We start from the raw sequence: 24034 nt of genomic DNA on the forward strand, positions 1-24034 counted from the left end.
AGCTAGCGCGAAGCTCTAACGAAGCGACACGAGGAACGAAAAACCCGGCTAGCCCGGCCCCACGCGGGGCCGGGCCCGGAACCCCAACAAAGGAGGTTGAGGAGGTATGGCGAATCGACGCGCACCGTTACTCACGGTGTCAGTAGCGGCCGAACTCGCGGGCATGCACGCCCAGACGCTGCGCCAATATGACCGCCTGGGGCTGGTGTCCGCCCGGCGCACCCGCGGAGGCGGGCGGCGCTACTCCCTGGAGGATGTGGAACGCCTCCAAGAAATTCAACGCATGTCCCAGGAGGATGGCATCAACCTGGCCGGCATTGCCCGCATCCTCCAGATGCAAGAGCGCATTGACCAGCTCACCCGCTCCCTCCAGCACGCGGAACAAGAACTCGCGGCAGAGCGGGAACGCGCCAACGAACGGCGCGCCCATGCTCGCCGGATTTTCGCTGCCGGAGCGGATGGCGACGTCGTTCTTACTCGTGGTCATAAAGACCTACGCGAGTACCTGCGCCACCAGGCCGCGCAGCGCCTCGCACAGCTACGCGCACAAGAAGGCGCCGGGCCTTCCCGCGCGGGGGCCGCCGGAAGTTCGGCGGCAAGTTCCGCAGCCGGTGCCGCGCGCCACCCCGGCTCCGAACTGACCCGCTACCAACCCCACACCCTGGATCTACTCCTCTCCGCGCTCGCGGTGCAGATGGATTGGGATCGCAACCGCGAACGCGACCGTGAACACGGGCGCGTCCCCAGCCGCGACCACAGCCACGAACGCAGCCGCGACCGCAGCCACGCACGTGACCGCGCCTAGGAACGCGACCGCATCCAGGAACGCGACCGTGACTTCCAGCGCGGCGCGGCACGCGAACGCCCCGGGAACAGCGCGCAGTACTGCTAGGGTCACTATGTGCACGCACTGCTAAGAATTTTTCGTTTCACCTCCGCGCTGTCCCGCTACTACGTGGCGGTGGCCCTCGCCTCCATCCTCGTGACCGCCGGAACCATCATTGTTCCCTTCGTGCTCGGCGCCGCCACCGATACCGCGGTTGCTGCCGTGAGCGGCAGTCTTGACGTTGATGTGGCGGTGCGGCGGGTTATCCTGCTGGCCGGCGCCTTCCTCGCCATCGATTTTTTCTCCACCACCATCGACTCGCTGGGTGGCTATGCCGGCGACCTCATGAGCCAAAAAATGCGCTCCATCCTCTCCGTGCGCTACTTCGATAAACTCCTCACCCTCCCGCAAGATTATTTCGACCGCGAACTCACCGGCACCATCACCTCGCGCCTCAACCGCTCCATTATGGAGGTCACGAATTTCGTCAAGAACTTCGCAAACTCCTTCTTCACCACGCTGCTCACGGTGATCGCCGTACTGATTATTTCCTTCATTTATTCCCCGCTGCTCTGCCTCCTCCTGCTTATTATTTTCCCGATTTACATGTGGCTGACCGCCCTCACCTCGCGGCGCTGGCAGGGCCTGGAAGCACAGAAAAACGAAGACATCGACGTGGCCGGCGGGCGCTTCAACGAAGTAATCGGCCAGATCCGCGTGGTCAAATCCTTCACCCGCGAACGCGGCGAACTCGCGCATTTCGCCCGTCACTACGAACACGCCGAGCGCCTCACCGCCAATCAATCCCGTCACTGGCACACCATGGACTTCCTGCGCCGCATGGTTATGGCCGTTATTTTCTTCGCGATTTACGCCATTATTTTCCTGCGCACCGCACGCGGCCAATTCTCCGTGGGCGACATGGTTATCCTGGTGCAGCTCGTGGGGATGGCACGCCGCCCGGTCATGTCCATGAGCTGGATCGTGGACACCACCCAGCACGCCATCGCCGGCTCGCGCGATTACTTCGAGGTCATGGAACTCACCGAAACCGAACGCGGCCAACGCCCCGTATTGACCGGCAGCGCGACTCTTTCCAGCAGCACTGCCGTTACTCCTAACGGCGCCGTCCTTACTCCTAACGACGACGCCGCACCGGCCCGCCCACTTACGGCCCGCGCGCTCCACCAGAACGTGGTGGAAATTGAGCCTGATGTACCGGCGATTCGCTTCGAGAACGTAACTTTTGGATACGGCACCGATCCGGATGTTTTACGCGATGTTAGTTTCGCTATCGAGCCGGGGGAGCGGGTCGCTTTCGTTTCAGAATCCGGGGGTGGGAAAACCACCCTGACCTCGCTTCTCCTGGGGCTATACGAACCGCGGGCCGGGCATATTGAGCTCTTCGGCAGCGATATCGCGGGTCTGCCACTCGGGCAGGTTCGGGCCGCCATCGGGGTAGTTTTCCAGGACCCAGCGCTTTTCTCGGGAACAATTCGGGAAAATATTGCTTACGGGCGCCCGGATGCTACTGAGGACGAAATCCTCGATGCCGCGACCCGCGCACACGCGGATCGTTTTATCCGGCGTTTTGCCCAGGGGTATGACACCGTCATCGGGGAGCGCGGGCTCAAGCTTTCCGGTGGGCAACGCCAGCGCATCGCCGTGGCTCGCGCCATGCTCAAAGCTGCCCCGGTTTTGGTGCTGGACGAAGCAACCTCCGCGCTGGATACCCGCTCCGAGCGGTGGGTGCAGGCCGGTCTGGAAGAACTTATGAAAGACCGCACCTCGATTATTATTGCGCACCGGCTCTCGACTATTGCCAGCGTGGACCGCATTATTACTCTGCGCGCCGGGCGTATTGATGAGGTGGGTAGCCCGGCAGAGCTTGCCGAGTCCGGAGGTATCTACGCCGAGCTGCTCGCCTTGCAGAATGACAACTCCGCGCGCGCTCAACGCCACCTCAAACGCTACGGCTTGCGGTGAGTGTGTAAGCCGCGAGCGAGCCATGTGCGACTGTGCCGGTCTACGATAGCGGTGCGAGCGGGGTTTTTCGTTGCTATTGTGCCGATCCGTCAGTTCCTACTGCAATGATTTGGTGGGTTCTACTGCAATGATTTGGTGGGTTCTACTGCAATGATTTGGTGGGTTCTACTGCAATGATTTGGTAGGATCTACTGCAATGATTTGGTGAGTTCTGGTGCATACATGCGGTGGCTCTGCTATCGCAATGAGGGGAGAGGGTGGCACGGTGATTCCTCGCAGTGCGAGTGGTTATATCGCACAATTAGCGCAATGGTTTCCGGTAGTTTTCGTTACCGGCCCGCGCCAAAGCGGGAAATCAACCCTGGTTCGGACGGCTTTTCCCACGTATGAATACGTCAACCTCGAAAATCCGAATCTCCGTGCGGCAGCTACCCAGGATCCAGTTGGTTTTCTTGCCGCGCACCCCGCGCCGCTTATCGTTGATGAGGCGCAATACGCTCCGGATCTTTTTTCTACCATTCAGGTGCGATCAGATGAGCGTGGTGAGGCGGGCCAGTACATTTTGACCGGTTCGCAAAACTTTTCGCTGCTGCGGAGCATTCGCCAATCCTTGGCCGGCAGAGTTGGAATGCTTCAGCTGCTGCCCTTGAGCTGGCAGGAACTTCAAGCACTTGATCCTGTGCCCACACTCAGCGAAGCGCAAGTTGCCGGAGGTTATCCGCGTATTTACGACGCAGGTATCCCGGCCCACGTTTTTATGCCTAATTACGTGCGGACTTACCTTGAAAGAGATGTCGCGGATTATCTCGGTGTCCGAAATATTGACGTGTTCCGTGCTTTCCTGAGGTTGTGCGCAGAGTCGAGCGGAAGCCTCATTAACTACAGCGGCTTGGCGCGCGATATCAGCTCCACCTATCGGACCGTTAAAGAGTGGGCGTCGATTCTCAATTTCTCCTACATCACGTTTACGCTGCAGCCGTATATGTCCAGCGGTGTGAAACGAGTGACGAAGACTCCGAAGCTGTTCTTTTACGATACGGGTTTGCTGTGTCATCTTTTGGGAATCCGAAGTGCTGCTGAACTTCTGACCCATCCGAAACGAGGGGCGGTATTCGAGAATTTCGTGATCGCGGAGATGCGGAAACAATATCTCCATATGGGAACGGAGCCGGAGCTCTATTTTTATCGTGATGACTCCAAGCGCGAGGTTGATCTCCTTGATTGCACTGTGCGTAGTCACCCGCGCATTTTCGAGATTAAATCCTCGATTACGATGCGCGATAAATTCGGCCACCAGCTTTCCCAGATCGGTGAACTCCTGGGAATCCCGGCCGAAAATCGCGCGGTTATATACCAGGGTGAAGAATCGTACCAAGGGAAAAACTTTGCAGCCCAGTCGGCGGCGCACTTGCTCGCTACCTATCCGCAACCTGCGCCGGCTGCTTAACTCCCGTAGTGCGATCCTTGTTGTGCTCCGTCAAGGAGCTTTTTGAAGCCCTAAATGTCGAGGATGCTCCACATACGCGAGCTGCAACCATCAGCTCAGAGCCACAAGAGCTCTAAATGAATCAAAGCGGCTGGGCATCGGTGCCTATCGCGGAATCCCATTCGCCGAACTCTAAACTCAGTGATTTAAATACTTCTTCTGTGGGTTTGGTGTCGCCTGATTCGATGGACCGGAGGCCTTTGTCCAATTCGGCAATTAACTCATCTTTGGTCAGCGAGCTAATATCAACCGGCCTGGAATGAGGGAGCTTCACTTCAAAGGGGATGCCGCGGTGCAAGATCACTTGCTTATAAAGCAGGGTGATAAGAGTTGATGGGGAGACGCCTAATAAGCTCAAAATGCGTTCTGCCCGTTCCTTGAGTTCCGGATCGATGCGGACGTATACATTCGCTGTCTTTGCCACGGGTGCCTCCTTGCCTCCTGTTGAACAGTCTGCGCCAATGTAGTGGCATGCGCAAGCACTTATCCCTCGCGAAAGGCCCAGAATAAATATGGTGGCATGCCGCTTCCGAAATGCCGCAGCCGCCGCCTAATCCACCCGCTCGGCCAGCACCATGCATTCCATGTGCGCAGTTTGCGGGAACATGTCCATGAGGCGTGCTTCGTGCACGGCAAAGCCATCCAGTAGCTGCAAGTCCTTGGCCAGCGTGGTGGGATTGCACGATGAATAGATGAGCCAGCGCGGGGGATTCGCCGCAATCCACTCGGTGAGATCTGTCAGGCCGCGTCGCGGTGGATTGACGATGAGCAGATCGGGCGTGCCGCCGAGCTTGCCGGCGGCACGTGCGGCGTCGCCGGCAAAAAACTGCGCGGAACTGCCGGCGTTTGCGGCAGCGCGGCGCGCGGAATCCACCGCGGCCTCGGAAATCTCCACGCCGGTCACGCGCCGCCCCGGGCCGGCCACATGCAGTGCGAAACCACCCACCCCGCAATACAAGTCCCATACCGTGCGCACCCCGTCCAAACCGGCGGCCCACGCGCGCGCCTGTGCGTACATCGCCCGGGCAATCGTAGTATTTGTCTGGAAGAAGGAACGCGGGGTGAGGTAAAGCGTCACCGCGCCGAGCGGGAAAGGCAGCGTATCCTCCCCGGTCAGCACCATCTCCTCCTCACCCTCCACGAGGGCGGCACGCTGCGGCAGCAAATTAACAGAAATAACCCGAGCGTTCGGGAGCTGCGCGCGCAGCCAGGCCACATGCTTGCGAATCCGTACCACCGACTCGGTCGAGCGCAGCACAAAACGTAGCAGCAGCTCACCGCTCGGCGCCGCGGTGATGAGAATATTTTTGAGTTCCCCGCGCCCGCTTGGCACGTCGAAAGGCGTGAGCCGTGCCCGCCCGATGAACTCGGTTAGAACCGGGAGCGCCGCGGTAATGGGCTTTTCGTAGAGTCCGCATGCGCGCAGGTCCACCCCGCGCATGTCCCGATCTAAAATTCCCAGCGTCGGCGCCTGCGTGCTTCCACCCACGGCGAGCTTTGCTTTATTACGAAAATGCGATTCCGGGGAGAGTACAGGCGGCAGCCACGCCGGCGCGAAAGGCGCCAGTAATTCGGCGAGGCGTTCTTCCTTGTCCGCCACCTGAGCGGGGTAGGCCTCACCCATCCGGGTACACGAACGGCAGGTCCCCGCCTCAAAATACGAACAGCGCACGGTCCCAGCTTAGTGGGCGCGCCCCGTATCTACGGTCTCCACCACCGCGAGCTCGCGCACTCCGCGCCGCGCCGGCCCTAATTCCACCCCGGTGATCACCCCGGCCGCGGTTTCCTCGCCCACCAATTGCTGGCACAATTCCGCTAATTCTTCGGCTTCGTGCGGCGGGGTAGCGGCCAGGAGCGCCAGGCGCGCCACCCGCCCGCGGAAATATTTCGCGGCGTGTGAGATCGTGCGGGAGGTTGCGCCCGTGATGCGAGTCGCGGTTATTTTTACGACGTCGCAGCTAGCCGGCACCTTCCACCCCGCGTAGGCACCGGATCTCGCGTCAATGACCAATCCGGAGGCCCGGCTATTGAGAACCGGCCACAGGGGTGCCCAGCGGGCCGAAATTTTCGCGCCACCCAGCTCCACGTTCATTCCCAATCGGTAGGAAGGGATGAGGTCAAGTGGCGAGGTGGCCCCGAAAAGTCCCGAGAAAATCAGAGTGTGCTCCCCGGCGCGGGTGAGCTGAGCGGCCGAGAAGCTTCCCATATCGAGGGCCTGGTAGAGCACCCCGGTATACACCTGCCAGGCCGGAGCACAGGGTTGCTCGCGCAGCGTGATCTGCGTGGCGACCTCATCGGCAATACTCGGACCCACCCCGAGGATATCGAGGGCATCCGGGTGGCGGGATACGTCTTCCAGCTCCGCCACCAGCTCGGTGCGCAAGGCCGTGAATTCCGGGATGCTCAGGGCGCTCAGGTCAAGTGCGGGGCCGCTGGCCGGCGCGGTTTTCCCTTCCGAAGGAGGTAGGAGGATAAGCACTGTTTACTCCCCGCTTTCTGCGCCCGCGTGCCAGGAAAAGAGTTCAACGTCGCCTCCGGTAGGATCAACGCCAATGACACGAGCGCTCGGGTGCGGCTCGAGTTCGAGGCGCACCCGCAGCTCAGCGGGCTTGCCAGAGTCCCCTTGCGCGGCAGAGTCCGCGCTGGCCGGGACTGCGTCGTCGTGCTGACGCTCCCACACGCGGTACTCGATCCAGGTATTATCCTTGCCCGTGACCTCGAGGCGGGCGCGGGTGAGCCACGGGTGGGTGCGGCGCAGCGCGATGAGGGCGCGGTAGGCGTCGTACATCCCGGAACCGAGGTTGGAGAGCTGTTCGGGGCGTTCGGGTAGGGGCGGGCGCAATTGGTCGTCGGCAGAAAAGCCCTCGAGTTTGGTTCCGGTGAAGCCCTGTTCATCCCCGTAATAAATCGAAGGCATCCCGGGAACCGTGAAAAGCACCGCGGCGGCCAGCACCGCCCCGGCCGGGCCCACCGCCGTGGCGATGCGTTCCACGTCGTGATTGCCGATGAATGTATTGGGGATGAAATGTTCGCAGAATTGCGCGTGCCGCCCCAGATTCCAGTCCAACTCCCAGAAATTACGCGCGGCAATCGACTGGCGGATCGAGGCCCAGAGCTCGTACTGGGTGAGGGTATCCACGCTGGACCGCGCCACAAAATCGGGGTAATCGCCGTGGATAACTTCGCCTAGGAACAGCGCTTCGGGGAAGCGCTCGCGGACTTTCCCGAGCACTTCCGCCCAAAAATCGGTCGGGACCGCGTAGGCCACGTCCAGGCGCCAGCCATCGATACCGCGCTCCAGCCAGAATTCCATGACCTCGCGGACCAGCTCACGCACCCGCGGCGAAGAATGGTCGAGGGTAATGAGATCCCCGTGCCCTTCCCAGGTGTGGAAATCACCGCTCTCGGTGCGTAGGCCCAGCTCTTCGAGCTGCGGGTGGGAGCGGGAAATATGGTTGAAGACGCCGTCGAAAAGCACCCGGATGCCGCGGCGGTGCGCTTCCTCAATAAGGTGGGTAATATCCGCGTTATCGCCCAGGCGCGGATCGAGGCGGAAATGATCGAGGGTGTCATAGCCGTGGGAAACCGAAGCGAAAATCGGGGTGAGGAGCAGGCCATTGGCACCGAGCTCAATAAGATAATCCAGCCACGGATCCAAAGCTCGTAAGCGGTGTTCACCGGGGGCGGCATCGGGAAGTTCCCCGGTTGCGGTCAGGGGGCTATGCCCCTCGCGAATGGGCGCCCCGCAGGCTCCCAGGGCAAAAACTTGCCACCAGATGGTGTCGAGCTGTGACATAGCTACGAGCTGCCTTTCTTCGCTTGAGCGCTTGGTTGCTTATTCGCTTATTCGTTTGATCGCTTGTGTGCCGCTACGATCGCCGCCGCGGTAGGTGCGATACCGGGTGGATCGCCGCTACGAGCGCCGCCGCGGAGCGCGCTCAGCTGGGTGAATGCGCCGCGGCCCCTCGCTCTCGATTCTAGAGCGAAGGGCCGCGAAGAGAAACGCCGCGTAACACAGCGCCCAGCGAAACTAGCGAAACCAAACGCCAGGCGCAGAAAACACGCCGCGCGAAAACCGCCAAGCGAAATAAGCGGCGTTTACTGCAAGTTAACAGTGGCGTTATGAATCCACCCGGTCTCCAGTTCCAGCTTGGCTGGAACTGCATCGGCCGGCACATCGTAGAGCAGCTTGCCCGTCACGGTATTGCCCGGATTGACCTTCTCGTAGATCATCGACGCATCGCCCAAGTACAGGGAATCCCCGGAAACCGAATGCTGGCGCCCCTCGGTATCCACGAGCTTCTGCTCCGATTCGGCGAAGCCAGCCGCTTCCTTCCCGGTATTCTTCACGGTCACATCCACAATGACGTACTGGCCGGTGGCATCCTTGCCCAGCACATCATTGCCGATATGGCTCACGCCCTTCTCCACATTGGTCACGGTCACTTCAAAATCACCGAGAACGACCGGGGTGCCGATGCCCACGGTTGCGTCGTCGTTCTTATCTTTCTTATCGCCTTTATCGCCCTCAGCCTCGGCCTTCTTATCCGCGCCCTCCGCGGCGTTCCCGGATGCGGCGCTATCGGCGGCCTGGGAGCTGGACGTGGCGGCGGGTTTGCCATCGGATTGCTTGGACAGCGCGGTGCCCACAATCGCGAGCACCACAATAACGAGCAGCGCGGTGAGGAGCTTATGGCGCGCAAACCAATTCTTTTTCTGTTCCGGAGCGGGTACTGCGCCGTACACCGGCGGCGTGGATGCTGACATGCGAGAACCTTTCTTATCTACAGCGGTGGGCGCCGCCCCGGCCAGGCAGGAGGCCGCGGCCGGAGTCGCTCACGTATCGCCTCCAGGGTAGAAGCGCGGCGCGGCGCGCACATCCTCCACCTGGGCAGACCCGCCTCATCCCTTCGGGTGGCATTCGCGGGCCGAACGGCGGTTCTGAAGCGCGCGGGCGCGCCGTACAATCACAGGCATGACAGATTACGCGCCGAAGAAACGCAGCGGTGCGGCGGCGCGTGCGGGGCAGAGTCCGGCGCGCCGGCGCGGGCTCGCCGCCCTCCCCTTCTATCTCAAAACTGCCGCCATATATATCGTCATGGTCGTGGGGGTCGGCTACCAGATTGAACGCGCGAAAATCCGCGCGCTGCCTGGCTGGCTCGGCACCCTCGACGAAGTCGGGATCTTCGTATCGATGTGCTGCTGCATTATGGCGGGCGTGTGGGTGGCGCGCCGGGAACGCTACCCGCGCCGCGCGCTCGCGGTTGCGGCCGTGTGTTCTACTTTGGGTGCGATCGGACCGGTGGTCGGGTTTTTGCTGCCGCGCTATCTTGCGGGGGCGCGTGCATGGGGGCGACGACGCCGCGCCTTGGGCGTGTGCCTCATGTATGCCCTCATTACCGCCTGGCAATTCGCCCGCGAACTGACCGGGAAAGATTACAACTCCTCCTGGGTGATGGGTTTCCTCAACCACCAGAATCCGCTGGAGGATTTCCCGAATAATATTGTGCCGCTCCTGGTGCTCTACGCGGTGGCGGTGCTCCTCCCTATCGGTTGGGGGCTGTGGCGCAGCGCCACCGCGGAACTCCAGGAAACCCACCATCGCCTGGATGCCACCAGCGAGGAACTCCAAGCCTCCGCCGCCACTTCCGAAGAGCTGGAAACCCAGCTCACCCGCAAAGAAGAACGCGATGCCCTGGCTCGGGAAATTCATGATTCCATCGGCTCTCAGCTGGCCATTATGAGCCTGCAGGCCGGCTCCTTGGAATTGCTGGCGCGCGGGGATGCGGACTTAGAGGAAGCGGCGCGGTCGCTGCGGGAATCTTCCCGCCAGGCTACCGATGATTTGCGTTCCCTGGTGCGGGTCATGCGTGATCCGAGTTCCTCGGCCTACCGCCCGCCGCGTTCCCTCACTGAATTAGCGGATCATATTGATAAGGTGCTGGCGGCCGGGCATCCCGTCGTCGCCAATGTTTTTATTACGGATGCCGAACGTGCCCCGGCCGCGCTTACCACGGCCTGCTACCGTATCGTCCAGGAACTGCTCACCAACGCGGTGAAATACGCCCCGGAAGAAACCACCCGGGTGCGGGTGAGCGGTGGGCCGGATCAGGGCCTCGATATTGCGGTGCGCAACGCTATGCCCGCTCCGCATGATGGGGAGCAACGCGAAAGCGAGCACGGGGCGGGTTCGGGATTGCGCGGGGTGCAGGCCCGAGCCCAGGCCCTGGGCGGGCGAGCCAGCTTCACTACCGCGGGCGGCGTTTTCGCAGTTGATGTGCACCTTCCCTGGGACGGGAGTGCCCGGGGTGGCAATCCTGGAATGGTAAAATAGCGCGGTGCCGATTTCCTCACCCATTCGCGTTATGGTCGTTGATGACGACCCGATGGTTCGCCGTCTCCTGGTACAGATTATTAACCTGAGTCCGGAGCGCGATAGTGAGGTGGTGGCGCAGGCGGGCACGGCCCGCGAAGCTTTGGAAACTCTCACCGCGGTGAAGGTCGACGTCGTGCTCATGGACGTGGCGATGCCCGGGGGTATGGACGGCATCGAGGCCACGCGCCAACTGCGGAGTTTCCCGCATCCACCCCAGGTGATTGTGGTGACCACTCTGGATGCCGATGATGAAGCGGTGCGCGCCGCGGAAGCCGGCGCCTCCGGGTTTATTCTCAAATCGGAAGATCCCCAGGTTCTCCTCCAGGCGATCCGCAATGTGGCGGCCGGGGATGGCGCTCTCTCCCCGCGCGCGGCCAAGCAGGTGTACGAATATTTGGCGGCGACCCGCACCGTGAGCGCGCGCCGGCGCGCCCAGGAAAAAATCGCGCGGCTCACCGCCCGCGAACTCGAGGTGGCCCGGCAGGTTTCCCGGGGGCTCTCGAATCGCGATATTGGCGAGAAATTGCACCTGTCCGAATCCACGGTGAAAACGCACCTCTCCGCCATCGTGGCGAAAATGGGGGTGGAAGGGCGTATCGGGGTCGCGGTGGATATGACGCGCGCCGGGTTGCTCGACGACGAGCCTGTGTAGCGCCGCGAGCCCTGGTCACCGCCCGTTTACCTGGTGTTTAAGAGTTGGCGATGCGGCCGGGCTAACGTGGAGGAGGCGTGAAGCACTTTCCGCGCCCGCCACGCGCGGACCACACAGAAAGGTCGCAACGTGAAAAAACGTGCCCTCGCGGGCGTTGCGGTACTATCAGCCACGGCTTTGATGGTTCCCGGCGTCTCCCTCCTCCCGGCGTTCGCCGCGCCGGACGGTTCCGGAATTGTCATTAATGAGATTTACACCCGGGGCGGGTCCTCCGGATCCACCTACACTCATAAATACGTTGAGCTGTATAACCCGAGCTCGGCGGCGATTGACCTGAGCGATCTGACGTTGGGCTATTCGGCAAGCCACGGGAAGAACATTTCTTCCAAGGTGGCCCTGAGTGGCAGCCTGGACGCCGGGGCTTATCTGGTGGTCAGCGCCGGATCGAACGGGTCCAACGGTGTTCAGCTCCCGGAGGCGGCCACCTCCCCGATCAACCTCGGAGCCAAGGGCGGGATTGTGGTGCTGGCGCCGTCGTCGCGTATTGACGCGGCCCTAGCCGATCCCGCCACCGCTATTGACCTGGTCGGATACGGGAACGCGAGCGTGGCGGAAGGTGAGGCGGCGCGCGTCGGCTCCAATTCCCAGATGGCCGCGAACTCCGCCTCCCGCATCCCCAACGGCGCGGATACGAATAATAATGCGGCCGATTTTAGTGTTGTTCCGGCTACGCCGGGACGTGCGAACGACGACGCAACCCCGGGCCAACCGGATCCCGGCACCCAGCCGCAACCCGGGCCAAGCACCGGCCCCGGCACCGAGCCAACAACGGAGCCGGGCACGGGAAGCACAAGCGATCCGGCCGCGCTCGTCACTATCGCGCAAATTCAGGGAAGCGGGCAGGCAAGTCCGCTCGCCGGGCAGGAGGTGACCACGCGCGGCGTCGTGACCGCGGCCTACCCGGAAGGCGGACTCAACGGGGCCTATATCCAAACGCCCGGGGTGGAACATGCTGATGCATCCCACGGTATTTTCGTGTACGGGGCAGCGGCCGCCCAGCTGGAGGCCGGCGCCTATGTGGAGGTGCGCGGCACGGTCACCGAATTTTACGGGCTGACCGAAATTAATGCTGCTGCTATTACCGCGCTGGAGGAAAAGCCGGCGGCGATTGAGCCGGTTGAGATTGCCTGCAATGCCACGGCGGCGCAGCGCGAAGCGGTGGAGGGCATGCTCGTGCGCGTGACCGGGCCGCTCACGGTGACTAATAACTATGCCACCAACCAGTACGGTGAGGTGGGCCTGGCCTGCGGCACCCAGCCGCTGTGGCAGCCCAGCGAACGCTTCAACCCGAGCGAGAACCCCGAGCAGATACAGGCCCTGGATGCCTATAACGCGGCGAATGTGCTGGTTGTGGATGATGGGCGCTCGCGGGCCTACTTTGGGCGCAATGCCCAAACGAATGTGCCGGTGCCCTATCTGTTCGCGGATAATGCGGCCGGCGATGCTGCGCAGGCCGCGCCGGTGCGAGTGGGCGCCGCTGCGACTCTCCAGGGCGGGCTCATTATGGACTTCCGCAATAATTCCTGGAAGCTGCAACCGCGCTTCCCGGTGACGCTGGAAGATGGCACGGATCGCTCCACCGAGGTGGTCACTTTTGAGAACACCCGCGCGGCGGCCCCCGGGAATTTGGGCGGGGATATTTCTCTCGCCTCCTTCAACGTGCTCAACTACTTCACCAGCCTCGGCGAAAATGAGAAGGGCTGCCGGGCCTATACCGACCGCGAAGGTAATCCCATCGCGGCGAATCGGTGCAAGGTGCGCGGGGCCTATACCCCGGAGTCTTTCGCGCGCCAGCAAAGCAAGATTGTGCGGGCCATTAACGAGCTAGATGCCACCGTGCTGGGGTTGCAAGAAATTGAGAATACCGCCCGGGTCTCCGGCGGGGATCGCGATACTGCGGTGCGGGCCCTGGTGGCGGCCCTCAATGCGGACGCGCAGGCCGAGCGCTGGGCTTATGTGCCTTCCCCGGCGAAAGTGGGGGAGAACGAGGACTATATTCGCCTTGCCTTTATCTACCAGAAAGATAAGGTGCGGGCGGTGGGTCCCTCGCAGATTCTCAATAGCGAGTGGTATACCGGGACCGCGCGCCAGCCGCTGGCGCAAAGCTTCCAGGCGATTGTGGATGGCGAAGGCGTGGGCCCGGAGTTCGTGGTGATTACCAATCACTTCAAGTCCAAAGGTTCGCTATCCAAGAAGATCGCGAATGACGAGGATGTGTACCAGGGCAATAACAACCTCCTGCGCACCAAGCAGGCCGAGACGCTGCGCGATTGGATCGCTGCGGAGTTTGCCGATAAGCCGGTGTTTGTGGTGGGGGATCTCAACTCCTATTCGAAGGAGGACCCGATCCGGGTCTTTGAGAAGGCCGGCTACACCAATCTGCACGGGCATTTCCAGCCGGATTCCTACACCTACCAATTCTCCGGGTTGGTGGGCTCGCTCGATCACGTGCTGGCCAATCCCGCCGCCGCGAAGCTCGCCACCGGCGGGCAGGTGTGGAATATCAATTCCCCCGAGTCGGTGGCCCTGGAGTACTCCCGTTACAACTACAACATCAAGAATCTGTGGGATGAGAGCGCTTTCCGCTCCTCGGACCACGACCCCTTCAAGGTCGGGCTCAAGGTGATTCCGGAGAAGGAAGATCCGGCTCCTGCGCCGGAGCCGACTCCCACTTCGCCGGAACCGACCGCGCCTGAACCTACTCAGCCTGCACCGGAACCGACGCAGCCGGAGCCTACTCAGCCGGAACCCACGAAGCCCGCGCCGGAACCGACGGCGCCTGAACCAACCACGCCCGCGCCGGAACCGACGGTACCTGCGCCCGCACCGACAACTGGCAATATGTTCTACCTATCCAATACCTGGCAAGCCACCGTGGCCGACCTCGTCTTCAGCTACGGCCGGGCCGGCGATGAGGTCCTGGTCGGTGATTGGGATGGTGATGGTGTTGATACGTTTGCGGTGCGGCGTGGGAATGTCTTTTACGTGAAGAATTCCCTGGCCAGTGGCGAAGCGGATAGCGTGTTTTCTTATGGCCGGGCCGGTGATGAGGTCCTGGTCGGTGATTGGGATGGTGATGGTGTTGATACGTTTGCGGTGCGGCGTGGGAATGTCTTCTATGTGAAGAATTCCCTGGCCAGCGGCGCGGCAGATACCTCCTTCTCCTACGGCCGGGCCGGGGATGCCACCCTCGCGGGAGATTTCGACGGCGATGGCCGGGACACCCTCTCGATTCGCCGCGGCAATACCATCCACGTCAATAACTCCCTGGTGAGCGGAAACGCTGATCACACCCTCCCGTACGGGCGGGTAAGCGATGAGCTCTTCATCGGAGACTGGGACGGTAACGGTACCGACACCCCAACGGTGCGCCGCTAACCTCCATATTGCTACCAACACGGGTGGGTGCCGGGACCGCGAGTTCCAGCACCCACCCGCGTTGTATGGGAGAAATTCTCAGGATATAACGCCTTGCGTTAATAACGTGTGGCGTTATATTCTTATTTTGTGATTGCTTCGTTCGCAGATCGGGACACAGAGCGTCTCTATTGGCGAGAGCGTGTTAAGGGACTCGACTCTCGAATAGCACGGAAGGCGCTCATGAAACTGATGCTGCTCGACGCGGCAACGGAACTCGATGAGCTGCGGGTACCGCCAGGTAACCGTTTGGAGGCTCTTAAGGGTAATCGTGCTGGTCAGTACAGCATCAGAATTAACCATCAATGGCGTATCTGTTTTCTTTGGACGCCACAAGGTCCAAGCGAAGTTGAAATAGTTGATTATCACTAGGGAGGTATCATGACTAGCAAGATTCCCCCGATTCATCCGGGAGAAATCCTTGAAGAGGAATTCCTGGCACCGTTGGATATTACGCAGCACAAACTTGCGATTGCCATTGAGGTTCCTCCGCGTCGAATCAATGAAATTGTGCATGGGAAGCGTCGGATCACCGCGGATACCGCGTTGCGGTTGGGGCGTTTCTTTGGGACCAGTGCTCAGTTTTGGATCAATCTGCAAACCCACTATGACCTGGAGAAGGAGTTAGATGCGCTAGGGGATGAGCTAGAAAATATTCAACCCTTGCAGAGCGCGTAATCGGGTACGGTAGCGGGGTTCTGGCCTCGGAACACAGCCCCACCCGCAACCTCGGCTTACCGGACGCAATCGGATAGCACCTCGTGCAGGGCGTGACGTTCGTCGTCGTCGACCCGAAGCCCGTACGCACGCTTGACCGCCACCTGCCGCGCGGCGTATTCGCACACAAAAGCCGGGTTATCCGGCAACCACTGCGCGGCGGTGGCGTGCCCCTTCTCCTTATTCGCCGCCCCAGAGACCGCGAGCAAATTGAGTGGGTCGGTGGCGAATTGCGCGCGCGTATCCGCGTCCCAATCCTGCGCCCCGGCCCGCCACGCATCGTAAAGCGCGACAACATGATCAATCGTTACCGCCTCGGGCGCGCGGGCGCGGTCGAAAGAAATCACCGTTCCGCTATACGGGTCGCGGAGGGTTCCGGTGGCGACGACGCAGCCCGGCGGCGTGGACTTCCCCGACCAAAATGTGACTCCCGCGAGATCGCGGCGCAGCACTTCGTTACGCACCGTGCAGCCGTCTCCGTCGGTATCGGGCCAGCCATCTCCCAGGCAGAACTCGGCGCGCGAATACCCGTGCCCGGAATCGGGGCGGCCCCCGGGCAGCAGCTTGAGTGCGGAAAGTGCCTCGGACGCGGTGAGTTCGCCGTTGCTCGCATCGCTCGCGCTGCCCGCCGCGCCACTCGCGCTGCCAGCACCACCAGGAGCCGGAGCGGAATCCGAATCAGCGCGCCACAACTGGATGAGCGCCACCGCGAGGACCACCAGCAGCGCGGCAATCACGTTCCACATGCGCCGGTGCGGCGAAGGGGAAGCTGCGCCGGATGCGCGCTCGGAAGCACCGGGAGCACCGGATGCGCGGCCGCGGTTCCCAGATGCACCGGAACGATGAGGCGCACCGAAACGACCAATCGAAAAACGCATACATAACCTTTCGGGACACATGCCCGTGGCGGGCCTGCGCCTGCAAGGTAGCATAGTGAGGGACCTTGGCACAGTTACGACAATGAAGGAGTTATGAATGGCCCAGGCACTTGAGACCGATATGGTGAAGAAGTTTGCGGAGGATTTCGCGGCGGATCGCACCGCTCGCATCGTCCAGAACGCCGTCACCCAGACCTCGATCACGAAGGTCGCCCAGGATCGCGATGTTATTAACGCGATTGATCCGTCCATGTCGGTGAAGGTGGACACCTGGAAGGTGAATAACCAGAAGAAGTCCGGGCGCTGCTGGCTTTTCTCCGGGCTCAGCTCGCTGAAGATGCTCGTCAATCGCGCCACCGGCCTGAAGAACTTCGAGTTCTCCCAGTCCTTCCAGCATTTCTACGACAAGCTGGAGAAAGCCAATTATTTCCTCACCTCCATGATTGAGCTGGCGGACCGCCCGGTCGATGACCGCACCGTGCACTACCTGCTGTCCGATCCCATCGGGGACGGCGGGCAGTGGAATATGTTCGTGGCCCTGGTGGACAAGTACGGGGCCTGCCCGAAGTTCGCGATGCCGGAAACGGAATCCTCCTCCAATACCCAGCTCATGAACCGCACCCTGGAAATGCTGCTACGCCGCGCCGCCCACGATATTCGCGAGGCTGAAGCCGGCCAGCGCGAAGCCGTGCGCGAAAAGTTCATGGGGCAGGTCTACCGGGTGCTCGCGATTCACCTGGGCACCCCGCCGGAAAGCTTTGTGTGGCAGTACGAAGATGAGGAGGGGAACTTCCACCGCGAAGGGAAGATGACCCCGGTGGAATTCGCGCAGAAGTACCTGCCGGATCTGGATCAGTACGTGTGCATCGTCAACGATCCGCGTAATGAGTACGGCAAGCTCTACACCGTGGATCGCCTCGGCAATGTGGTGGGCGCCAAGCCGGTCACCTACCTCAATGTTCCCATCGAGGTCATCCGCGAAGCCACCATCGCCACCCTCAAGGACGGCCAGCCCGTGTGGATGGGGTGCGATACCGGCAAGCAGTCGGATCGCGAACGCGGTATTTGGGACGGCCAGCTCTACGATTACGAAGGCACCTACGGGATTGACCTGGCGCTCTCGAAGGCCGATGAGCTCTACTACGGCGAAGCGATGATGACGCACGCCATGGTGTTCACCGGCGTTGACCTGCGTGAAGATGGCAGCCCGCGCCGCTGGCGCATCGAAAACTCCTGGGGCGATGAGCACGCCGATAAGGGCTTCTGGACCATGAACGATTCCTGGTTCGACCAGCACGTTTTCGAAGTTGCGGTCACCAAGGATCGCCTTTCCGCCGAGCTGCTGGCCGCGCTGGAAACCGAACCGGAAGTGCTGCCCGCCTGGGATCCGATGGGTTCGCTGGCCTAAACCGTGGAGTACGGCCGGTACGCACCCTCGCCGAGCGGAGACCTGCACCTCGGGAATCTCCGCACCGCGCTCCTCGCCTGGGCTCTGGCCCGGCGCAGCGGGCGCGGTTTCCTCATGCGCGTGGAGGATATGGACGAACGGTCCCGCCCGCAGTTCCAGGAGCGCCAGCTCGCGGACCTGCGCGCCCTTGGCATCACCTGGGACGGCCCGGTCCAGATCCAATCCCAACGCACCGCGGGGTACGACGCCGCCTTCGCGTCCCTGTGGGAACGTGGACTGCTCTACGAGTGCTATTGCACCCGGCGTGATTTAGCCGACGCCGCCCGGGCGCCCCACGGGGCGCCCGGGGTATACCCGGGCACCTGCCGGGACCTGAGCGCGGCCGGCCGTCGGGCCGGGCGCGCCAAGCTTGCGGCGGTGGGCCGCCAGCCGGCCCTGCGGCTGCGCACCGAGGTGAAAGAACTGAGTATTCACGATGAGGTGTGCGGGGAAGTGAGCGGCGTCGTCGATGATTTTGTGATTCGGCGTGGCGATGGTCGGTACGCCTACAATTTTGCCTCCGTGGTGGATGATGCGCTTGAGCATATTACCCAGGTCACGCGCGGGGCGGATTTGGCGCCCTCCACGCCCCGGCAGGTGTATTTGCAGCGTTTGCTCGGGGCGCCCACCCCGGAATATTGGCATGTTCCCATGGTGCTCAACCAGGCCGGCGCGCGCCTGGCCAAACGCGACGGGGCCGTGACCATGCGGGCGCTCGCCGAATACGGCTGGAGCGCAGCTGATGTGCTGGCGCTCATCGGGCGTTCGCTGGGGTTGGAGGTGCGCACGGCCGCGGACTTCGCGGAGCAGCTGGATATTCAGGCGCTGCGCCGCGGGCCCTGGTATGTGGACGTGGCGGCTCTCGAAGCTGGGCCGGCCTAAGTATGCCGGCTAAAATCAGCGACCGGCGCGAACGTCGCGCGGGCCGCGGCCGCTAGATCCGCGGGAGCTAGCCGCACCGAGAGTCCGCGTTTCCCGCCCGACACCACCATCGCCTCCAGTTCGCGTGCCGAGGCATCAATAAAAATTGGGCTGCGGTGTTTTTGACCCAGCGGCGAAATACCCCCGGTCACGTAGCCGGTGAGTTTCTCGGCATCATGCGGATCCATCATTGCGGCCTTTTTGCCGCCCGCGGCCTTCGCCAGAGACTTGAGATTGAGCATGGCGGCAGCCGGCACCACCGCGCACACCGCCTTCCCATCCACCCGCGCCAGCAGGGTTTTGAAAATAACACGGGGATCCATCCCCAGCTCAGCGGCGGAATCGAGGGCGAATCCGTGCTCGTGATGCAAACTTTGTTCGTACTCAAGAATCGTGAACTCCACGCCGGATTTCTCCAGGGCGAGGAGGGCCGGAGTCCCGGCCGGCTTATTTTTCTTCGACGACATACGTCCAGGATAGTAGCCCTCATGTTCATATGGATGCACTACCATATTCCTACCGGGAGCCAGCCACCCGGAGACGGAGGAAACCGTGAGGAAACGCCAATTCGGCCGCCGGCATGATGACCAGCAGCGCGGCAGTGCCACCGGGGAAGATCCCGCTATCGAATCCGAAGAAGAACTGAGCGGCGGCTATGATTTCGGCGGCTACCAGCCCGGGCAGAGCTACTACCCGCGCCGTCGCCTCTTCTGGCAACGCGCCACCATTATCGGCATCGCTTTCGTTATTTCGATGGTCGCTTTGGTGGCTTATTTCCTGTAGCGCCGGATAGGGCGCCGCGGAAGCGGCGCGGCGTCGTCGCCCTGAAACAGGGTAGTGAGGTACGACGGCGCTGCCGGGCACGGGGTCGCTAGGCCGGTGAAATCCGGCCTGCCTGTGGGTGACACGCCCGCCGGGCTCGCGCCTGTGGATAACATTTTCTCCCTCTCGACAAGCACCACTTTTATCAGCCACTATGGGAACACCGGTCCTCACCGGCCGGCGTCCGAAGCGCGGAACTCTCACCACCCGCGCGCCACCACCTACGTACCTCAGGGGGATGTATGGCTGTATCCACCGCACAATTGCGGGTCGCTCATGATTCGATTCTCACCGTTCGCGCGCTCGTTACCCAGGCTCAGGAGGAGTTGCGCGCCCACCTGCACTCAACTATGGACCGCATTGCCGCCTGGCATGCCGGCTGGCGGGGTACCGCTCCGGTAGCTTTCGCCGCTGCGCTGGAGGAATACCGCGCGGCCAGCGAAAAACTGCTTGCTCTGCTGGCTGATTACGGGGCGCGCCTGGGCCGCGCGGATGCCACCGTCGCTGAAACAGACGCGGCCACCCGCGCGGATTTTTCCCGCATGGCCGCGCTAGTCGGGGATCTGCCGGCGGCGTAATAGCGCCCACACCCGGGATATCCGCACACTTAAAGAAAGGATTGTTATGACCGAGCTTCGTGCTCATTTTGGGGAACTCTCCGCGGGGGCGGCTGATATGACTGCCCACGCTTCCCGCATCGAGGGGGTGCTCGCGCAGCTTGATGCGCGAATACGCACCGCGATGGCGGATTGGGACGGGCAGTCGCAGGCAGCCTACGAAGCCGCGCAAACGCGCTGGCATGCCGCGGCCCGCTCCCTGAATGACATTTACGCGCGTATTGGCCAGCAGGTGGAATGCGCTTCGCAGAACTATCGCGCGGCTGACCGGGCGGTGGCTCGCCTCTTCGGGTAGCGCGCGGCGGTTAGTGGCTGTTAGCGGCGGTATTTTCCCGCCCGCATTTTCTGCCCGCACCATGTTCGTTACGCATGCGCATTCGCCGTGCATGCAGCTTCATCATGGCTCTATTTCGTCATGCAAAAAATAATATTGTGAAAGGACTCGTATCCACCATGGCAATAACCACGGGCCCGAAATCCACCCCACATGTGATTCGGGTATTTCTTGCTTTTCTCATGGTGTTCGCTCTGGCGGGCGCCGGTCTGTTCGGCGGCGCCGGAGCGCGCGCCGATTGGGATCATTCTGTTGGCCGCGGCATCGAAATTAAAGGTGTGAACATTGTTGGCCACCTCCGCCTCGGCCCGCATTACGCGGAAACACAATCAATTAACGGGGTGGCGGTGGAAGGCTATCCCATCTGGTGTATCCAAGCGAAATATGCCGATCCTGGCCCCGGGGAAATGGTCGATATTACGACTCTTACCGAATCCCGGGCGCTCGGGCCGGGGGAATTGCAGCTGAGCACCCCGCAAATGGCCTGGCTGCTCAACCGCTATGAAGGAAATACCACGGATGACCTCAACCTTGCTGCGTTGAGCTACCTCATCCACGTTAATTTCGAAAAGGAATACCCGGGGCGTCCGGGGCGGGCCCAAGAGACCGTGAACGAACTGGTGCAGGCGGTGCGCACCCAGCGTCCTGATATTGAGGAGCGGGCCCAGAGCTACGTGCGAGAAGCGCGCGCCAGCGCCGCCGTCGGCTACGTGAGCGGAATCGTGGAAGGCGAAGGGGAGCGCAGCGGTGCCATCCGCGGTATCGGCGTGCACCCGGATGATTCCGAGGCGTGGCTGCCCGGAATTCCCGTGGTTATTACCCTCACCGGCCCGGCAGTTTTTGATGCGAGCGGAAGCACAACCTGGAGCGGGGTGACTGATAGTAAGCCGCTGGAGCTGGCGTGGTCGGCCACCGGGAATGGCCAGGTGAGCTACACAGCCGTTTTCGATACCCCGGTTCGTACCACCCTGACTATTTTCGGGGCTGATGGCACTGTCCAAGACACCATCACCTACGGCCACCGCCCGGTCAGCGATCCTCTCACTCGCAAGGTTCCGGGGCGCACCTGGGAAGTTATTTATGATTTCCAGCCGCTTGGCACCTCGAAGGTCAGCACCCGTCCTATTAATACCGACGGCGTTATTCGCGATACTCTCACCACCGCCGTCAAGGAGGATTACGGGGACGGAAAATGGAGCCAGGTAAAGGGGGAAAATGTGCCCGTTACCTACCGGGCTACCGCCTATTGGGCGGGTCGCACCTCCCCGCAGCGCAGCGATATCGTTCCTGAAGGAGCCGAGGTCCTGGGCTCGGTCACGGTCCAGGCCAACGGCCCGGGGCAGACCCTCACCGCGGAACTTTCCACCCCCAAACGCGGTTTCGTCACCTGGGTATGGGAGGTCCGCAAAAACGAGCAGGGGGAGAACTCCCGCTATATTCACGCCGATTGGGCTGATCATTACGGGCTTCCGGAGGAAACTTCTCGGGAAGAATTCCCCTTCCGGCCTCTCGGGGTGTCCCATGTGGCTGATGCGAAAGTGGTAGATACCGGCACGGTCCTCAGCGATACTTTCGTGGCCCGCGCGGATGAGAATTTCCGGGATGGGGAATGGAGCCGCCGCCCGGGAACCAACGGTTCTTTTGAGGATGGCCCCTTTATTCCGGTTACTTACCGGGCCACCGCCTGGTATGTCTCACCCACGGCCGTTCCCGAGCCGGGCGTGGTCCCGGCCAGCTCGGAAAAAATCGGGTCGGTAACGGTGGTGGCCGAAGGCCCGGGCCCGATCCGGGCAGAATTGAGCGAACCGGTGAGCAAGCCCGGAATGTACACCTGGGTGTGGGAAGTCCTCGCGGAGGACCAACCGGCCGAGTTCTTGCCCTGGATCGAGGCCGGCTGGTCGGATACGTTCGGGCTGGCCGATGAAACAACGTCGGTGCGCTACCCCGGGAAGATCGATTCGGCTCTCTCTATTCGCCAAACGAAGTCCGGCACCTACCTGGTCGATGATGTGTGGGTGAGCGGCCTACCCGCGAACCATCCTGATTTCACCGGCGGGGCTGGATTTGGGGCGGATACTCAGACGCTAACCCACACCCTACTGTTCTTCCCGGAAGGCCAGGCGGTCACCGATGAGAACCGCGCGGCCGCCCGCCAAATCGGGCAGCCGGTGGTACTTCCCGCCCGCAACGGTTTCTATCCGAGCGTGGGTGATCCGTCGTGGATTATGGAACAGGATGAGGCCGGGGAGAACCTGCCGGGCACCTACGTAGTGGTGTCTGATTTCGCGGGCGATGACCGGGCGGCGCCGCTGGCCACCAGCGTCACCGATGTGACCGAGCAGTTCACGGTGACCCGCGAACCGTCCCTCCACACCACCATGCACCACGAGGACACTCATATCGCACCCAATACCGGCACCGTCACCCTGGTGGATACTGTTTCTTATCAGCACCTGATTCCCGGTAAGGAATACGAGGTCCACGGGGCGCTCCTGGATCCGGCTAGCGGTCAGCCGCTGCGCGATACCAGTGGCAGCGAGCTCACCAGCACCAGCCGTTTCGTGCCCGAGCACCCCAACGGTAGCGTGGAGGTGGTTTTTGAGGTCGACGCCGCAACTCTGGCCGGCACCAAGGTGGTAGCAACAGAAACTCTGCGCCAGGACGGCCGGGATATTGCCGTGCATGCTGACCTGAAGGATACCAACCAGACGGTGACCTTCACGCGCCTGGCCACCCGCGCCCGGGATGGCGCTCCGAGTGCTGCTGATCATGCCAGCGGCAAAGATGGTTCGGCGGGCATCGATGGTACCGAGGGAACAAATGGTGCCGGCGGCGATCAGATTCTGAGCGCCACCGCGGACGCGGTGATCACCGATGAGGTATGCGAGCTCAGCGGAGCACTTATCCCCGGGGAAACCTACCGGATCGAAACGGCCGCCATGTTCCCCGATGGGACGCCGGTGCTCGGGAAGGATGGCACCCCGGTACGCAAAGTCAGCGACTTCGTTCCCGGTTCTCCCAGCGAATGCGCCCGCATTAAATTGGACTTTGATGCGAGTGCTTTAGCTGGCCGCGAGGTGGTTCTTTTCGAATGGGTGTACCTGGGCGACCGGCTCATTTCCGAGCACACCGATCCGCTCGATAGCGAACAGACCGTTCGTTTCGAAGAACCACCGGTACCTCCGACGACGCCGCCCGCTACGCCACCGGCCACTCCGCCCACCACTCCGCCGGCTACGCCACCCGCTACTCCTCCGGTTACGCCGCCTGCGCCTCCGGAGCTGCAACGCACCGGTGCGGCGCTCGCGGGCTGGCTCCTGGCCGGGCTCACCGCGCTCGCCGGCGGCTTGACCCTGCGCTACCGGGCTAATTCCCGTTCCAGCGCTACCCGCTAAATCCGGGATAACCAGCCACTAACTATCTCCAACGTATGTCACTCACCGCCCGGGCCGGGGAGGAAAAATCCTCTCCCCGGCCCGGGCTTGTGGGTCTGGT

The 24034-nt window shown here is 62.0% G+C and carries 21 protein-coding genes; 14 read left to right on the forward strand and 7 right to left on the reverse strand.

What is annotated here, in order from left to right; genetic code table 11:
* Positions 1–106 precede the first annotated feature (106 nt).
* The 3 genes from ACRQEG_RS05200 to ACRQEG_RS05210 all read left to right on the forward strand — a co-directional run bounded on the left by ACRQEG_RS05200 (position 107) and on the right by ACRQEG_RS05210 (position 4259).
* Positions 107–805 (forward strand): heat shock protein transcriptional repressor HspR, encoded by a 699-nt coding sequence (locus ACRQEG_RS05200; RefSeq protein WP_087069986.1) that lies wholly within the window; start codon positions 107–109, stop codon positions 803–805.
* A 96-nt stretch (positions 806–901) separates the two neighbouring features.
* Positions 902–2812 (forward strand): ABC transporter ATP-binding protein, encoded by a 1911-nt coding sequence (locus ACRQEG_RS05205; protein ID WP_087069985.1) that lies wholly within the window; start codon positions 902–904, stop codon positions 2810–2812.
* A gap of 244 nt (positions 2813–3056) precedes the next feature.
* Positions 3057–4259, forward strand: a complete 1203-nt coding sequence (locus ACRQEG_RS05210; protein WP_087069984.1) for an ATP-binding protein — start codon at positions 3057–3059, stop codon at positions 4257–4259.
* A 121-nt stretch (positions 4260–4380) separates the two neighbouring features.
* Here ACRQEG_RS05210 and ACRQEG_RS05215 read toward each other — a convergent pair whose 3' ends face one another.
* The 5 genes from ACRQEG_RS05215 to ACRQEG_RS05235 all read right to left on the reverse strand — a co-directional run bounded on the left by ACRQEG_RS05215 (position 4381) and on the right by ACRQEG_RS05235 (position 9065).
* A complete protein-coding gene (locus ACRQEG_RS05215; RefSeq protein ID WP_284898897.1) occupies positions 4381–4722 on the reverse strand; it encodes a type II toxin-antitoxin system RelB/DinJ family antitoxin in 342 nt (113 codons plus the stop codon).
* A 126-nt stretch (positions 4723–4848) separates the two neighbouring features.
* Positions 4849–5922: a methyltransferase domain-containing protein gene (locus tag ACRQEG_RS05220; RefSeq protein ID WP_284898895.1), complete on the reverse strand. Its 1074-nt coding sequence runs from the start codon at positions 5920–5922 to the stop codon at positions 4849–4851.
* Positions 5923–5979: 57 nt separating this feature from the next.
* Positions 5980–6777 carry a YaaA family protein gene (locus tag ACRQEG_RS05225; protein ID WP_435733800.1) on the reverse strand — a complete coding sequence of 266 codons (798 nt, stop codon included), beginning with the start codon at positions 6775–6777 and terminating at the stop codon, positions 5980–5982.
* Between the two features lie 3 nt (positions 6778–6780).
* Positions 6781–8094: an alpha-amylase family glycosyl hydrolase gene (locus ACRQEG_RS05230; protein ID WP_435733801.1), complete on the reverse strand. Its 1314-nt coding sequence runs from the start codon at positions 8092–8094 to the stop codon at positions 6781–6783.
* Between the two features lie 302 nt (positions 8095–8396).
* The gene (locus ACRQEG_RS05235; protein WP_087069979.1) at positions 8397–9065 is read right to left on the reverse strand and encodes a DUF4352 domain-containing protein; all 669 of its coding nucleotides are present in this window, start codon (positions 9063–9065) and stop codon (positions 8397–8399) included.
* Between the two features lie 208 nt (positions 9066–9273).
* Between ACRQEG_RS05235 and ACRQEG_RS05240 the strand changes: the two genes are divergently transcribed.
* The 5 genes from ACRQEG_RS05240 to ACRQEG_RS05260 all read left to right on the forward strand — a co-directional run bounded on the left by ACRQEG_RS05240 (position 9274) and on the right by ACRQEG_RS05260 (position 15481).
* The gene (locus ACRQEG_RS05240; RefSeq protein WP_087069978.1) at positions 9274–10632 is read left to right on the forward strand and encodes a sensor histidine kinase; all 1359 of its coding nucleotides are present in this window, start codon (positions 9274–9276) and stop codon (positions 10630–10632) included.
* A gap of 4 nt (positions 10633–10636) precedes the next feature.
* Positions 10637–11326: a response regulator gene (locus ACRQEG_RS05245; RefSeq protein ID WP_087069977.1), complete on the forward strand. Its 690-nt coding sequence runs from the start codon at positions 10637–10639 to the stop codon at positions 11324–11326.
* Between the two features lie 129 nt (positions 11327–11455).
* The gene (locus ACRQEG_RS05250; RefSeq protein WP_284901242.1) at positions 11456–14764 is read left to right on the forward strand and encodes an ExeM/NucH family extracellular endonuclease; all 3309 of its coding nucleotides are present in this window, start codon (positions 11456–11458) and stop codon (positions 14762–14764) included.
* Positions 14765–14893: 129 nt separating this feature from the next.
* Positions 14894–15175 (forward strand): type II toxin-antitoxin system RelE/ParE family toxin, encoded by a 282-nt coding sequence (locus tag ACRQEG_RS05255; RefSeq protein WP_087071130.1) that lies wholly within the window; start codon positions 14894–14896, stop codon positions 15173–15175.
* A 9-nt stretch (positions 15176–15184) separates the two neighbouring features.
* Entirely contained in the window at positions 15185–15481 is a 297-nt protein-coding gene (locus tag ACRQEG_RS05260; protein WP_016441845.1) for a HigA family addiction module antitoxin, read from the forward strand.
* Between the two features lie 56 nt (positions 15482–15537).
* Here the strand turns inward: ACRQEG_RS05260 and ACRQEG_RS05265 are convergent, their stop codons facing one another.
* On the reverse strand, positions 15538–16398 hold the full coding sequence (locus ACRQEG_RS05265) for an HNH endonuclease family protein (protein WP_200807158.1): 861 nt from the start codon (positions 16396–16398) through the stop codon (positions 15538–15540).
* Positions 16399–16495: 97 nt separating this feature from the next.
* Here ACRQEG_RS05265 and ACRQEG_RS05270 point away from each other — a divergent pair, with 97 nt between their 5' ends.
* Both ACRQEG_RS05270 and gluQRS read left to right on the forward strand, forming a co-directional pair.
* Complete coding sequence (locus ACRQEG_RS05270) at positions 16496–17806, forward strand: C1 family peptidase (RefSeq protein WP_087069975.1); 1311 nt, start codon at positions 16496–16498, stop codon at positions 17804–17806.
* A 3-nt stretch (positions 17807–17809) separates the two neighbouring features.
* A complete protein-coding gene (gene gluQRS / locus ACRQEG_RS05275) occupies positions 17810–18727 on the forward strand; it encodes a tRNA glutamyl-Q(34) synthetase GluQRS (RefSeq protein WP_101595258.1) in 918 nt (305 codons plus the stop codon).
* Here the strand turns inward: gluQRS and ybaK are convergent.
* Positions 18724–19233 (reverse strand): Cys-tRNA(Pro) deacylase, encoded by a 510-nt coding sequence (gene ybaK / locus ACRQEG_RS05280; RefSeq protein ID WP_180948650.1) that lies wholly within the window; start codon positions 19231–19233, stop codon positions 18724–18726. The genes gluQRS and ybaK overlap by 4 nt on opposite strands.
* An 85-nt stretch (positions 19234–19318) precedes the next feature.
* Between ybaK and ACRQEG_RS05285 the strand changes: the two genes are divergently transcribed.
* The 4 genes from ACRQEG_RS05285 to ACRQEG_RS05300 all read left to right on the forward strand — a co-directional run bounded on the left by ACRQEG_RS05285 (position 19319) and on the right by ACRQEG_RS05300 (position 23934).
* Positions 19319–19549 (forward strand): hypothetical protein, encoded by a 231-nt coding sequence (locus ACRQEG_RS05285; RefSeq protein WP_087069974.1) that lies wholly within the window; start codon positions 19319–19321, stop codon positions 19547–19549.
* A 281-nt stretch (positions 19550–19830) separates the two neighbouring features.
* Positions 19831–20166, forward strand: coding sequence for a WXG100 family type VII secretion target (locus ACRQEG_RS05290; protein WP_087069973.1), 336 nt, complete (start codon positions 19831–19833; stop codon positions 20164–20166).
* 46 nt (positions 20167–20212) lie between these two features.
* Positions 20213–20500, forward strand: coding sequence for a WXG100 family type VII secretion target (locus ACRQEG_RS05295; RefSeq protein ID WP_087069972.1), 288 nt, complete (start codon positions 20213–20215; stop codon positions 20498–20500).
* A 137-nt stretch (positions 20501–20637) separates the two neighbouring features.
* On the forward strand, positions 20638–23934 hold the full coding sequence (locus tag ACRQEG_RS05300; protein WP_244899285.1) for a VaFE repeat-containing surface-anchored protein: 3297 nt from the start codon (positions 20638–20640) through the stop codon (positions 23932–23934).
* Positions 23935–24034: the final 100 nt, after the last annotated feature.

Origin of the sequence: Actinotignum stranguriae, from assembly GCF_051265215.1 — a bacterium.
GTDB lineage: Bacteria > Actinomycetota > Actinomycetes > Actinomycetales > Actinomycetaceae > Actinotignum > Actinotignum schaalii_C.

Coding starts and splice junctions, on each gene's coding strand:
- ACRQEG_RS05210 (WP_087069984.1), top strand. CDS start 3,057: ATGAGGGGAGAGGGTGGCACGGTGATTCCTCGCAGTGCGAGTGGTTAT.
- ACRQEG_RS05270 (WP_087069975.1), top strand. CDS start 16,496: ATGGCCCAGGCACTTGAGACCGATATGGTGAAGAAGTTTGCGGAGGAT.
- ACRQEG_RS05295 (WP_087069972.1), top strand. CDS start 20,213: ATGACCGAGCTTCGTGCTCATTTTGGGGAACTCTCCGCGGGGGCGGCT.
- ACRQEG_RS05235 (WP_087069979.1), bottom strand. CDS start 9,065: ATGTCAGCATCCACGCCGCCGGTGTACGGCGCAGTACCCGCTCCGGAA.
- ybaK (WP_180948650.1), bottom strand. CDS start 19,233: ATGTCGTCGAAGAAAAATAAGCCGGCCGGGACTCCGGCCCTCCTCGCC.
- ACRQEG_RS05230 (WP_435733801.1), bottom strand. CDS start 8,094: ATGTCACAGCTCGACACCATCTGGTGGCAAGTTTTTGCCCTGGGAGCC.
- ACRQEG_RS05200 (WP_087069986.1), top strand. CDS start 107: ATGGCGAATCGACGCGCACCGTTACTCACGGTGTCAGTAGCGGCCGAA.
- ACRQEG_RS05220 (WP_284898895.1), bottom strand. CDS start 5,922: ATGGGTGAGGCCTACCCCGCTCAGGTGGCGGACAAGGAAGAACGCCTC.
- ACRQEG_RS05265 (WP_200807158.1), bottom strand. CDS start 16,398: ATGCGTTTTTCGATTGGTCGTTTCGGTGCGCCTCATCGTTCCGGTGCA.
- ACRQEG_RS05260 (WP_016441845.1), top strand. CDS start 15,185: ATGACTAGCAAGATTCCCCCGATTCATCCGGGAGAAATCCTTGAAGAG.
- ACRQEG_RS05290 (WP_087069973.1), top strand. CDS start 19,831: ATGGCTGTATCCACCGCACAATTGCGGGTCGCTCATGATTCGATTCTC.
- ACRQEG_RS05240 (WP_087069978.1), top strand. CDS start 9,274: ATGACAGATTACGCGCCGAAGAAACGCAGCGGTGCGGCGGCGCGTGCG.